General features: G+C 55.1%; 10 protein-coding genes. 5 read left to right on the top strand and 5 right to left on the bottom strand.

The features are described 5' to 3' along the window. The first annotated feature begins 324 nt into the window (after nt 1-324). Nucleotides 325-711 carry a hypothetical protein gene (locus tag KK062_RS20645; RefSeq protein WP_254086243.1) on the top strand — a complete coding sequence of 129 codons (387 nt, stop codon included), beginning with the start codon at nt 325-327 and terminating at the stop codon, nt 709-711. Nucleotides 712-803: 92 nt separating this feature from the next. After that, on the top strand, nt 804-1,358 hold the full coding sequence (locus KK062_RS20640) for a dihydrofolate reductase family protein (protein WP_254086242.1): 555 nt from the start codon (nt 804-806) through the stop codon (nt 1,356-1,358). Nucleotides 1,359-1,532: 174 nt separating this feature from the next. Here the strand turns inward: KK062_RS20640 and KK062_RS20635 are convergent, their stop codons facing one another. The 3 genes from KK062_RS20635 to KK062_RS20625 are packed head-to-tail and all read right to left on the bottom strand — an operon-like array spanning nt 1,533 to nt 8,648. Next, nucleotides 1,533-3,203 carry a carboxylesterase family protein gene (locus KK062_RS20635; protein WP_254086241.1) on the bottom strand — a complete coding sequence of 557 codons (1,671 nt, stop codon included), beginning with the start codon at nt 3,201-3,203 and terminating at the stop codon, nt 1,533-1,535. A 54-nt stretch (nt 3,204-3,257) separates the two neighbouring features. Continuing rightward, nucleotides 3,258-6,725, bottom strand: coding sequence for a ThuA domain-containing protein (locus KK062_RS20630; protein WP_254086240.1), 3,468 nt, complete (start codon nt 6,723-6,725; stop codon nt 3,258-3,260). Between the two features lie 24 nt (nt 6,726-6,749). After that, complete coding sequence (locus KK062_RS20625; RefSeq protein WP_254086239.1) at nt 6,750-8,648, bottom strand: glycoside hydrolase family 3 protein; 1,899 nt, start codon at nt 8,646-8,648, stop codon at nt 6,750-6,752. Nucleotides 8,649-8,734: 86 nt separating this feature from the next. Between KK062_RS20625 and KK062_RS20620 the strand changes: the two genes are divergently transcribed. Next, complete coding sequence (locus tag KK062_RS20620; protein ID WP_254086238.1) at nt 8,735-9,484, top strand: NUDIX hydrolase; 750 nt, start codon at nt 8,735-8,737, stop codon at nt 9,482-9,484. A 9-nt stretch (nt 9,485-9,493) separates the two neighbouring features. Here KK062_RS20620 and KK062_RS20615 read toward each other — a convergent pair whose 3' ends face one another. After that, nucleotides 9,494-9,823, bottom strand: a complete 330-nt coding sequence (locus KK062_RS20615; RefSeq protein ID WP_254086237.1) for a hypothetical protein — start codon at nt 9,821-9,823, stop codon at nt 9,494-9,496. Between the two features lie 270 nt (nt 9,824-10,093). Between KK062_RS20615 and KK062_RS20610 the strand changes: the two genes are divergently transcribed. Continuing rightward, on the top strand, nt 10,094-10,234 hold the full coding sequence (locus KK062_RS20610) for a hypothetical protein (protein WP_254086236.1): 141 nt from the start codon (nt 10,094-10,096) through the stop codon (nt 10,232-10,234). Between the two features lie 72 nt (nt 10,235-10,306). Continuing rightward, nucleotides 10,307-11,314, top strand: a complete 1,008-nt coding sequence (locus KK062_RS20605) for an alpha/beta hydrolase (RefSeq protein WP_254086235.1) — start codon at nt 10,307-10,309, stop codon at nt 11,312-11,314. A 247-nt stretch (nt 11,315-11,561) separates the two neighbouring features. On the opposite strand, the gene KK062_RS20600 is transcribed toward KK062_RS20605, so the two are convergent. Next, nucleotides 11,562-12,311 carry a GIN domain-containing protein gene (locus tag KK062_RS20600; protein WP_254086234.1) on the bottom strand — a complete coding sequence of 250 codons (750 nt, stop codon included), beginning with the start codon at nt 12,309-12,311 and terminating at the stop codon, nt 11,562-11,564. Between the last annotated feature and the right edge of the window lie 37 nt (nt 12,312-12,348).

The following is a 12,348-nucleotide window of genomic DNA, read 5'->3' as shown; positions in this document are numbered from 1 at the left end:
AGTCTTACGAATAGGTACCCCACCGGCTAGTATTGACAAAAAATAACTGTTCTGATTCTATTTCCAAAGATATGAGTCTTCCGACTCCCCCACGGTACCGTCGTAACCTACACAACCATAAACACACAATACCCACATCGTCATTGCCAGTAAAGTATACCACGCATCCAAATAGCACCCGTTCCGGCCACGGGGCCTATTCTACCCGCTGTTTCAACAACGTGATTTTGGTATAGGGTTGTCCTAAACACCGCCCATAGTTGTCACAAATGCCGCGTCCGGTGGATCGCGTAGTATCGTAAGTTTGTATAAACTCCAACTTCTATGAAAACACTCAAAAGTATTGGCGCCGTGTTGGCCGGACTGGCCGCGGTCTTTGTGCTCTCGGGCGCGACGGATGCCTTACTGGAAGGCACCGGCATCATGAAGCAGCCCTTTGCGGATAACGGCACCGGCTTCATTCTGTTGGTGGTGCTCTACCGGCAGCTATACGTGGCCATCGGAGCCTATATCACGGCAGCGCTGGCGCCGGACAAGCCGATGAAGCATGCCATGATCCTGGCGGGCGTAGGTTTTGTGCTGGGAATTGTGGGCGCCATTGTGATGTGGCATATACCGCCGCACTGGTATCCGGTTTCGCTGGTTGTACTGGGGTGGCCAAGTGCCTGGATTGGTGGGTGGTTACGGAGCAGGAAAAAGGTAGCATTGTAGGTGCGTGGTTACGAATACGCCGTTTTCTTCGCTCTCGCTCTCACACTGATTCAACGGGCATGATTAATTAGGTTTCAGGAAAACACTACACGATGCGAAAGCTTAAACTACAAATGCAGATCACAATCGATGGCTTCATCGCCGGCCCGGCGGGTGAGATGGATTGGATGACGTCCGATTGGGACGAAGGGTTAAAGCAACACGTGCGCGACATCACCGACCCGGTCGACTGCATCCTGCTGGGCCGCAAGCTCGCGGAAGGACTAATACCGTACTGGGCATCGCACCCACAGGAGGAGGGTGCCGAAAAAATCAATACAACGTCGAAAATAGTCTTCACCAAAACACTCTCAACATCGCCCTGGGAAAATACCACGCTGGCAAAAGGTGAGTTGGTAGAAGAAATCACGAAGCTAAAAAAACAACCAGGCAAAGACATGCTGGTATACGGCGGTGCAAATTTTGTATCCGCCCTGATCCGGTATGACCTGATTGACGATTATCACCTCCTGGTGGATTCCGTGGCCATCGGCAAAGGACTGCCGATCTTTCATAATCTGACAACAACACAGAATTTTAAGCTCATAAAATCGTCACCCTTCCCCTGCGGCATTACAGCACAACATTATAGACGGAGGGAAGTGTAAAAACGGAGCTCTAAACGCTGGCGCAAGTCTTAGCCCCGCCGCGGGGCGGAGACTTGTGCCTACACCGATGGAAGTCTTCAGACTTCCGAAGCGGAGGTGCGTCACCGGCGATAGCTATAAATAAAACGGGGAGCCATTAAAAGCTCCCCGCATGATTATTGTATGTATTTGATCTTACTTCTTCAACGTCACCACCCCGCTCGCTTCAAGCTTCGCGCGTTCAGCGTCCGCTAGTTTCCAGTTATTATCAAAGTATCCGTCGGAAACGATAGTGCCCGGGCTACCTTTGAACAACGCAAAGTCCTTAAACTCACCAAGCGTAGCGACAGCCACAGGTGCGAAAGCAAACTGCGTTTGTTTGTTCATAGCCCACCAGGGCAATCCGGAGTTGATGACTACATAGCGGCCGTCGATCGGCAACACGTAGAACAATCCATAGTCGGTAGTGCCGGCTTTCAGCTCCACCGGCAACCGGTCGCTATACTTCTCTACCAATGTATTGGTTTCCCGCGTACCGAAGAGTATGAGATTACTGCTTTGAAAATCACTGGGGCGTACCTCCTTGTCGGACACGACACGAGGGAACACCATGATTCGCCCCAGGAATGCATTGCGATATACCGACCAGTTGGCAGCCTGCGTCGCAATGTCCATGCGCGCTTTCAGCTCGGCTTCCGATGGGTTGCCCGCAGTGCCATACACATATACATGACGTTCGCCAAAGGCAGCGCTGATGGGACCCTCGGCGCCCGGCTTCTTCGCAGCGGCCGGTGCTTCGTATTTTGTAGCGACCCACTTGCCCGCTTGCAGCTGAAACGAGAGGGTAGGAGCCGTGGTTACTTTAACCTTCTTCCCATCGAGCGTCACCTGTAAAGGCTTCGCGGCATCGAACTTCGGGTGGCCAGTCAGTTGTAGCGTGAAAGCACCAAGCGCCGTGGTCTTGATAGTAAGCTGGTTGGGCGCTGTAAACGCAGCGTCGATTGTCGCCAATGTGCCGGGCGTAAGTTGATCGAGCGTTACCCAATAAGCGTGGTTATACTTGTAGTTGCGTGAATTGTATAGCACGCGGTCCGGGAATTTCTGACGGGTATATTTCTTGAACCAATCGAAGGCGGCTTCGTCTTTATAGGCATTCTCCCAGCTGTTGTGGTTCACGCCGGGGTATTCGGTATACTCCACGTTGACGCCAAGCTCCTTCAGCTTCTTGGTCCACTCGCGCGATACCGCCACCGGTACGGCACTGTCCTGGTCGCCGTGGTGAAAAAACATCGGCACATTCAGCGCATTGCCGGCGAGGTCGTCGGTGCCTCGGGGTGGTGCAGGGCAGACAGGGAACATCGCCGCCCAGATGTCGGGGTGTGTCAGACCGATCCACAGGGTGCCGCCGCCGCCCATGGAGAGGCCCGTGAGGTAGGTGCGGTCTTCGTCGATGCTAAAGCGTTTTTTTACATCCGCCAGCACGTCGTAAACATCGTGCTCGGCTACGCCCTGGTAGCCCATCGTACCGCGGGCATAAGGGCTGGCAACAATGTAGTCGACGTCCTTCCACTTCGGAAAATAGAGCGTAGCCTCTACGTCGTTCTCGCCGTTGGCGTTGCTCTTGCCAAAGACGCGCCGCAGCGACAGGCGATGGTTCGAGCCGGCGCCGTGCAACATCATGACCAGCGGGTATTTTTTGGTTTCGTCGTAGTTCGGCGGCAGGTACAGGCCGTACGGCTGCTCGGTGTCATCGATGGATGAGAAGAAGGTCATTACCTGGGGACCGGGCGCCAGCTTTTGGGCACGGGCCGCCGGCAGCAGCAACGCTGCTAGCGTAAGGGTTGTGAGAATGGTGCGTAGGTTCATGCGTATCAGTTATAGTATCCGCCCCCCCACCTGTCGGGGGGAGTGGAGTTAAAGTTAATGGTAAATTATGTTTATCAGAATGAATCTTGCCTGCGTCGCATCGGCTTTTTCATTCTTATACATAAAATACAGATCGTGTTTGCCCTTCGTGGGTTTCAGCGGCGCGGTAACGATGGTCGGTTTAGGCGGTGTTTTGCCCATAAGGTCCATGACCACCGGCTTGATCATCGGCGATTCGCCCACGACTTCACCCCCCGGGTAATCCAGGCGCACCTCTACGGTGCCACCGGCAGCACCCAGCATATTTTCCGGCGCCATGGCCACAAAGGTAATGGCGCTGATGTCGGTCAGGTCTACTTGTTTGAAGATAAGGTGGGCGCCTTTGGACGAGCCGATCATCAGCTCGATGGGCGGGTCGGGCATTTTATATTTCTGTACTTTGTCCCACTGGTCGGCGTCGCCGGCCATGACCGTGGCGCTGCGCAGGGTCATCGTCTTCTCGGACGTGATCGGGGCAATACCGTTCGCGCCGTGGTCGGTATACGCGGCACGCAGGATGACCGCACCCTGACCGGGCGCGCCCTTCGGCAAGGTAGGTGTATACGTGCCCTGGATCGGCAATACCGGACCGGGGGCGTTACCCAAACTGAGGATGTACTTCACGATCTCTTGTACGTCTGGCTTTTTCAACTGGGGGTGCGCCGCCATGGCCGTCTCGCCCCACACACCGCCACCCCCGGCGATGATCTTGTCCGTGAGGTAGTCGAGCGCTTTCGGATCGTTTTTATACTTGGCCGCTACATCCAGGTAACGCGGACCAATGGATTTTTTGTCGATGATGTGACACGATTTACAATCGCTGTTGTCCATGAGCTGCTTGCCAACGGCAACGGCGGCCGCCTGATCCGCCGCCTGATGACCCTGCGCCACCGCGATCTTGTCAAACCCTTCGAGGTAGTCTATCGACAGGGAAACATTGTCAGCCGTGATGCTGCCCGCCTCGGTGCTGCCGTCTTCCTTGTCCGTTACTTTTACTTCGTAATCAAACGGCTTGCCCGGGAAGAAGAAGCTAGTGTTGCCTTTTGTGATGTTGAATGATAACTGCGGCGGATCGTTTCCGGCCTCCAGCGTTATCGTGGCAGCAGCCGTATCACCCTTCGCATCGGTGACAGTCAGCGCGGCTTTATAAACGCCCGCTTTGTCCAGCGTCACAGACGAAGTCGCGCCTTTCTGCGTCGCTACCTCCTGGCCATTGGCCGCGGTAATCTTCCAGGCGTAGGTCAGGTCGTCGTGGTCGTAGTCCTTTGTGCCTTCCGACGTGAGATTGACGGTGAAGGGTACGGCGCCGCGTGTATGGTCTGCCGCCATGCGGATATGCGGCTTGCGGTTTCCTCCGTTATATTCAATGCGCACGAGGCGTGCGTCATCGTTGCCCTGGAACCAGGCCGTGCCGTACTCGAGTATATAGAGATCGCCACTGGGACTAAAGGCCATGTCCATGGGATTGCTGAAGCGGTGACTCGGCATAAAACGTTCCATCGAAACATAGTTGCCTTCTTTGTCCATGGTAACAGCCATAATCCAACCGCGCATCCACTCGTAAATGAACAGCTTGCCGTTGTAGTATTCTGGAAAAGCGCGCGGTGCATGGGTAAAGTCTTCGGTATAATATACCGGACCGGCCATGGCCGTACGTCCGCCGGTGCCGAGCAGCGGGAATTCGGGCGAGGCATCGTAAGGATACCAGATGAATGCCTTCTGCGCGGCAGGCAGGTCTTTCAGACCGGTATTGTTGGGCGATTCGTTGCGTGGCCTGGCCGGATCGAACTTCGCGCCGGTTTTGTTGGCGGCAAAGTCGTAGTCGAAGTAGGCTTTGTTGTCGCCGACAAAATAGGGCCAGCCATAGAAACCCGGACCGCGGGCCTGGCCGATCTCATCATATGCGCGTGGCCCGAGCGTGGTAGAGTCCTTGCCGGCATCCGGACCCACATCACCCCAGTAGAGATAACCGGTCTTTTTGTCGAAGTCTATGCGGTACGGATTCCGGTTGCCCATGACGTAAATCTCCGGGCGCGTCTGCGCGGTGCCTTTCGGAAACAGGTTGCCGTCGGGCACAGTATAGGTGCCGTCGGCTTCCGGGTGAATGCGCAGGATCTTACCGCGCAAGTCGTTGGTATTGGCCGACGACTTCTGTGCATCCCACGGACTGCGATCAGGTCGCTCGTCTATCGGCGCATAAGCCGTGGCACGGGGACTGGTGTTGTCGCCCGTAGAGAGGTATAGATTTCCCTTCGCATCAAAGGCCATGGAGCCGCCGGTATGGCAGCACTGCTCGCGTTGCACAGCCACTTCCAGGAGAACTTTTTTCGATTCCTCGATCAGTTTCTCGCCGCGCAGCTCATAGCGCACCAGCACGTTCTTGGGCTCGTTTCCGGGATCGGAATAATAAAGATATACCCAATGATTGGTAGCAAAGGCCGGATCGAGCACCACGCCCAGCAAGCCGTCTTCCGCTTCGCTCTCCTTGCCTTCTTTGTCTTTATACTTGGTACTGACGGCAATAGTGGCAATGACCTTGGTCTTCTTTTCTTTTTGGCTGTAAAGCTTTACAGCACCATGACGCTCGACAAACAGGATGTCGTCGCCGGGCAGGATGGCAAGCTCCACAGGCTCGTTGAGCTTCTCATCCAATACCACTTTGGTAAAGCGGTTTTCCTCGGGCATGCGCAGCGTGTGTGCAGTCTTGTAGTTCAGCGGCTCGTCGCCGCCGAGCACAAACTGCAAGCCACCCCATAAGTGGTGCAGGAACAAAGGATCGGAAAACGATTCGTCGGTGTGGCCGAGGGCGGTATAAAACGCGCGACCTCCGTCGTAATGATGATACCAGGCCATGGGATGGTAGTCGCCGTTGGTGCCGCCTTCGTACGACTTCTCGTCGATCGTCAACAGCACCTTTACATCGGGGTTGATGTCTTTGAAGTTATAAAACTCGTCATCGCGTTTCCACGGGTCGGGCAGGGAATCGGTAGCGGGATTATTTTTATCGGCTACATGAAAGATGGCGTTGCGTACGTTCGGTGCGTTGGGGTGACTGGTGAAATATGCGCCCACCAGCTTACCGTACCAGGGCCAGTCGTATTCGGTATCGGAGGCCGCATGGATGCCCAGGTAACCACCGCCGGCCTGGATGTAACGCTCGAAGTTGTTTTGCTGCTCGGCATTGAGCACGTCGCCCGTGGTGCTGAGGAAAATGACGGCCTTGTAACGCTTCAGGTTTTCTTCGTGAAAAGCCGCGCCGTTCTCGGTGGTATCGACAACAAAGTTATGCCGCTGTCCGAGCTTCCGAATCGCTTCGATGCCGGCGCCGATCGACTCGTGCCGGAAGACCGTGGTCTTGGAAAATACGAGTACACGCGTGGGCTCGTCCGGCTGCCGTTTGCAGGCGCCGGTTACCGCCACGAGGCAGATAAAAGTAAGGAGGGCGGAAAATAGTTTCCGCGAAGACGCAAAGAGATTTCTCATGGGTACATGACTGGTTAACTTGGATTAATATGCGAGGCCGAAGCCAAAAGGATAAAGCGGCTTAGCCGAATCGTGTGGAAGGTCTTCTTTCTGTTGGCGCACAGCCTCCATGGACGACGGAAGCTCAAAGGGAAGTTTCCCCTCCGGGCGTGCCTTGCCAAAGAGTACATCCAACAAGGCAGCGTCGCTGGCGCCGTAGTTCGCCACGAGGGCGCGGGCCGCAGCGTTGATTTCGGGAATGACAGCGGGCCGGTCGATATACAGGTCGACTACGGTCGGCACTTGTTTGAGCAGGGCCAGGATGCTGTCCTTTTCGGCACCTTTAAAGTCGAGGTCGCCATGGTGGAAGAGTTTGGCCATCGGGTTGTCAGTCTGCACGGCATACCACGGTGTGCGCAGGCGAACGATGGCGATATCTGCTTCTTCCGGACGATTCACCACGGTGCCATAGCGGGCAGCCGTTTCGGGGTTGACGTTGCGTACATACAGCTTCAGCTTGCCGGTGGCTAATGGCAATACTTTGCGTCCTTTTATTTTATCGTTCTTGAGCAGTGTGATGGATCGCCGCTGGGCCACTTCGCCCGCCTGTTTTAATGCTTCGTTCCCCACCGTCTGCACGGCCTTCTCAACATCGACATAGGGATTGTCGAATAATCCCAGTACAAACTTCTGGCGCAGCAGGCGTCGTGCCGAAACATCCACGCGCGCCATCGGCAGCTTGCCGCGCATCACCAGGTTTACCACGTGGTGTGTGCATTGCTCGCCGCCAAACTGGTCTACGCCGGCTTCGATAATTTTCAGTACACGCTCCTCTTCACTCAGGTGTTCTGCCCCCCAGGCGCGGGCGGGCCATACCACCGGACCCATATGGGCATCGGTCACAAGCCCCCAGTCGGTACAAACCACGCCGTCATAGTGATACTTTTCGCGGAGTAGTCCGGTGATGATCTCTTTGTTATAAGCAAAGGCTACATCTTCTTTTGTCTGACCTTTCGGCACGCCGTAATACGGCATAATGGCGGCCGTGTGTGCGGCGAACGCGCCTTCAAAGGGAATGATGTGATACTGAAAGTTGTTGCCGGGATATACCTGTCCTTTCTGAAATTCAAAGTGCGGGTCCAACCCCTCTTTCTGCGGACCGCCCCCGGTAAAGTGTTTGGTCATACAGGCAACACCCTCCGGACCCAGTGTGGCGCCTTGAAAGCCGAGGATATAGGCTTTCACCATACGCGACGACAGCTGCGCATCTTCACCGAACGTACCGCTGACCCGCGGCCAGCGCGGCTCGGTGGCGAGATCGGCCATGGGGTGTAACGCTTCGCGAATGCCGACGGCCAGATACTCCTGCCGGGCGATGTCGCCGTGTTGCCGCATGAGGGCTTCGTCGCCGATGGCAGCAAAGCCAAGCTGCTCCGGCCACTGCGAAAAGTCATTGGCCGCGACGGCGAACAGCGCTTCGCTAAAGGCGTTGCGGGGATCAGATGCCACCGTGACCGGAATGCCCAGCCGCGTCTTTTCTTCGGCGAGCTTTTGAATATTGTTAGACCACGTCGCCAGCGCCCGTTTGCCCGGCACGGCCCAGACATTGATGTGATTCATGCGTTGTTCGAGAATCAGCCTGGCCGCTTGTGGTGCGAAGGCAAAAGGCCCTTTGCCGGGGCGGTCGTCGAGCGAGCCGTCGTCGTTGATGCGGGCGCCGTTGATAAAGAGCAGTCCCGCTTTTTCTTCCAGCGTCATCTGGCGCAGCAGATCGTCTACGCGTTTCTCCACAGGCTGGGAAGCATCTTCATAGACATCCATTTTGCCGTTCTTATTGAGGTCGCGGTACGGCGGCCGATCGGGTAGGGTCCGCCAGGCGGAAGCACCTGCCAGCAACAATGGCGGCAGGACGCACAAAAGCAGTAGAGCGTGGGTACGTGTCATGATTGGGTTATTGTGTCGCAGTAACACAATGATACCTATTTCTTCGTTGCGTATGAAATACACATTGGAGTATTTATTTTAGCAGCATGGAGCTGAACGAGTTCGTGGAAAAGGGGCACGAGGTGTATTTGCGGCATCTCTCGATTGACTGCGTCATCATGGGTTTTCATGACGAGCAGCTGAAAGTATTGCTGTTAAAATGGAAGGAAAACGGCCAATGGTGCCTGCCGGGCGGCTTTGTACGCAAGGAAGACTCGCTCGACACGGCCGCCGCCCGCATCCTGCGGGAACGCACCGGCCTGCAAGACATTTACCTTCAGCAGTTTCACACCTTTGGCGATCCCGCGCGCGAGCGCCATAAAGAGCAGTTTTTATGGCCCCGGTCCATGCCACCCGACAGCTGGATGCACGACCGCTTTATTTCTGTGGGCTACTACGCCCTGGTGGAGTTTTCGCAGGTCACACCCCAGCCCGATCTCCTGACGGATGAGTGCCATTGGTGCGACATCCATGCCGTGCCGGACCTCATTTACGATCACAACGTCATTTTGGAAAAGGCGTTGGAGACACTGCGCATGCGCCTGAACGACTACCCGGTCGGCCTGAACCTGTTGCCGGCGCGGTTTACCATGCCGGAGCTGCAGCGGTTGTATGAAACGATCCTGGACATGTCGCTGGACCGCCGGAATTTTCAGAAAAAGATGCTGGCGTTTGGGATCCTGGAACGTCTGAACGAACGAAAAACAGGCGGCGCCCACAAAGCGCCGTACCTATACCGATTTGACAGAAGGAAATATGAAAAGGCCCTGAAACAGGGCCTCAAGTTTGGTTTCTGATATAGCCGGTTAGTGTGCGGCCATATCCAGCTCCTGCATGGAGTGGATCAGGTTGAGCTCCTCGGTTGAAAACTCCGAAGCTTCTTTTCGGGTGCGGCCTTCCATGAACGCTTCCAGGTTTGTGTAAAAGCGCAAACGGTGTTTCCAGATCAGCTTGCCGCCAATCGCCTCCTTGACGTCGCGGATGTCCTCGCGCTCGTCGAGCCAATACATGTCATGCTTACCATTGCCGGTGCCCATGTAACCCGTCATATATTTTATGCGGGCCTGGTCCAGCCGCTTCCGGACTTCATGGCTGAAGTCGGACTTGCCGGTTATATATAATGTTGCCCATTCCATAGTTCGTTAGTATTTATGTGGTATACAGCGTGTGCGTTGTAAAGAAAGTTTGGCAGTTTAGGAGAAGGCCGTGCATTTCTTTGGAGGAAGGATTGTTTGTTCTTCCGGTATAAAAAGTACGCACTACTAAGTACGGAACTATACCCCGGAAAGTTCTATCGTAACCGATAAATGTTGTAGAAATATGATACAAAATGATAAGAGTATAACATTACACTACTCGCAACGTGTACTGTCTCCGGCGGCAAATGCGGATAGACCGATCGTTCGGTGTTACAACCTGTATATACTTCTCTACACGTTACCGCTACCGGTCGCACGACGCTGACGTACGATACCAACGCCAACGAGACCGCCGGCCACCGGTCGAAAGAAGATGACGTTAGTCGGGGTATATATTTCCCGATGTGATGGTGCGTGTACGCAAACGTGTCGCACTATGACGCATGTCAGGAAAAGAATATCTTTAGAAAAATATTCGGTATGATCTCCAGACGTTTTATCAAGCTCACAGCGCCGGTGCTGATCATCGTGGCCCTGTATTTTCTCGGCCCTGCCCCCGCCACCCCCGTGTACGAACCCACGCTGCCCACCGTACCGGCCGAAGCCACAGCGCTGGAGCAATATGTCGCTGCAAACGAAGCCGCGCACACCCTGCGCCCCAACAACGAAGCGCGCATTGTCTGGAACGACAGCACACACAAAAAGACGCCCTGGGCCGTCGTGTACCTGCACGGCTTCACCGCCAGCCAGATGGAAGGAGACCCCGTACACAAACGATTTGCCAACGCCATGGGTTGCAACCTCTACCTGGCCCGCCTGGCCGACCACGGCCTGGACACAACGGAAGCCCTGATCAATATGACACCCGACCGTCTCTGGACCAGCGCCAAACAGGCCCTGGCCATCGGCAAACAACTCGGCGACAAGGTGATCCTCGTCGGCTGCTCCACCGGCAGCACACTGGCCCTGAAGCTGGCCGCCGAATTTCCGCAGGACGTACAGGCGCTCATCCACCTGTCACCCAACATCGCCATTAACAACAGCGCGGCATTCTTGCTAAACAATCCCTGGGGACTCTACATCGTCCGTGCCGTCATGGGCGGCCACTACGGCGAAACACCGCCTCCGATCGTACCGCCGGAACGCGCCCAATACTGGTACATGAAATACCGGCTGGAAGCCACAACCCAGCTGGAAGAGCTGATCGAAACCACCATGACACCGGAAACCTTCGAAAAAGTCCACCAACCGTCCCTGACGCTTTATTATTACAAAAACGAAGCGGAGCAAGACCAAGAAGTAAAAGTGAGCGCCATGCTCGAAATGAACGCCCAACTGGCAACCCCCGACAACTTGAAAGAAGCCATAGCCATCCCCGAAGCCGGCGCCCACGTAATCGCCAGCGGCCTCCGATCAAAAGCCGTGGACAAAGTGCTTGACATAATGGTAGACTTCGCCCACGAAAAGCTAAACATGCCAACGAAGTAGCAGACAGCACTTGCTGGCGCAAGAGTCTTCCGACCGAAGGGAGGGCGACTTGTGCCTACCCTAATGTCAGTCTTCAGACTGACGAGACAACCCCAAGGCGCACAGAATGCCCACGAAAGCGCCGAGCGTAAGCGAAGGCGCGAAACAACTACAAGCGCAACCCCCGCCACAAACAAAAAAAACAGCGCAAAGGCCCCGCTCTCGCGTCACCCTCACACTGTTTTTCAAACCCCTCTCTAAAAAACTCTTAATACTTCAAATGATGGATCTCCGTATGCCCGAACATCAACCCCTTGCTTACTTCCGCGGTTCCATCATACGTCACACGCGCTTCGCCAAAAGAATTGATCCGTAGCTCGTCTTGAGCACTCACCTTCACCTTACTCTCACCGTAAATATTGGTCGTGGTAGAATAACTACGCAACGGCTGTGTATCGATCTTATTGTCACCAAACAGCCGGTATTTCTGAAACTCAACACGGCCGCCGCGAACCTTCAGATCATTCTCGCCATACAAGCTGGTGCGCAGGTCCCGGGTTTCAATCGATGCGAATCGGATCTCGTTCTGGCCATACGCTTTCAACACAAGCTTATCGGCATGCAGCGGACTTTTACAGGTTAGCTCCTGAGCACCGCGAATCTCGATGTGACGGAGCGAGCGGTACGTGACGTAGGCCGTAATGGTGGCGTCGCGGTAGTAGCTGTGTTTATTATGGCGACGCACGCGATCCATCTTTTCGGTAATCTTGGCATCGTCGAGATAGATGTGCAGGGTTCTGCCATGTTCGCGAATATTGATCTTGTCGGCCGATACACCCCGGTATACCAGGCGGATGCTTTCGTGGTCGCCTTCTTCCAGGATCAGGTTCACTTTCGGTGACGCGATGACCTTGTTAAAGGAATGCAGGTCTTTTTGTATTTCTTCCTGAGCAGCTGCCGGCAGCGCCAGCGCGCCTGCCAGGAGAAGGGGCAGGGAGACACGTGTGAGGATTTTCATGCGGGTATTGTGTTGTTTGTCTTGAGACACCCAGCCC

This window comes from Dawidia cretensis, assembly GCF_018598175.1.
Lineage (GTDB): Bacteria > Bacteroidota > Bacteroidia > Cytophagales > Cyclobacteriaceae > Ohtaekwangia > Ohtaekwangia cretensis.
This window is presented reverse-complemented; position numbering and strand designations above follow the sequence as displayed.

What these genes read in the sequence shown, in the direction of transcription:
- KK062_RS20645 (WP_254086243.1), top strand. Translation starts at nt 325, where the DNA reads ATGAAAACACTCAAAAGTATTGGCGCCGTGTTGGCCGGACTGGCCGCG.
- KK062_RS20640 (WP_254086242.1), top strand. Translation starts at nt 804, where the DNA reads ATGCGAAAGCTTAAACTACAAATGCAGATCACAATCGATGGCTTCATC.
- KK062_RS20635 (WP_254086241.1), bottom strand. Translation starts at nt 3,203, where the DNA reads ATGAACCTACGCACCATTCTCACAACCCTTACGCTAGCAGCGTTGCTG.
- KK062_RS20630 (WP_254086240.1), bottom strand. Translation starts at nt 6,725, where the DNA reads ATGAGAAATCTCTTTGCGTCTTCGCGGAAACTATTTTCCGCCCTCCTT.
- KK062_RS20625 (WP_254086239.1), bottom strand. Translation starts at nt 8,648, where the DNA reads ATGACACGTACCCACGCTCTACTGCTTTTGTGCGTCCTGCCGCCATTG.
- KK062_RS20620 (WP_254086238.1), top strand. Translation starts at nt 8,735, where the DNA reads ATGGAGCTGAACGAGTTCGTGGAAAAGGGGCACGAGGTGTATTTGCGG.
- KK062_RS20615 (WP_254086237.1), bottom strand. Translation starts at nt 9,823, where the DNA reads ATGGAATGGGCAACATTATATATAACCGGCAAGTCCGACTTCAGCCAT.
- KK062_RS20605 (WP_254086235.1), top strand. Translation starts at nt 10,307, where the DNA reads ATGATCTCCAGACGTTTTATCAAGCTCACAGCGCCGGTGCTGATCATC.
- KK062_RS20600 (WP_254086234.1), bottom strand. Translation starts at nt 12,311, where the DNA reads ATGAAAATCCTCACACGTGTCTCCCTGCCCCTTCTCCTGGCAGGCGCG.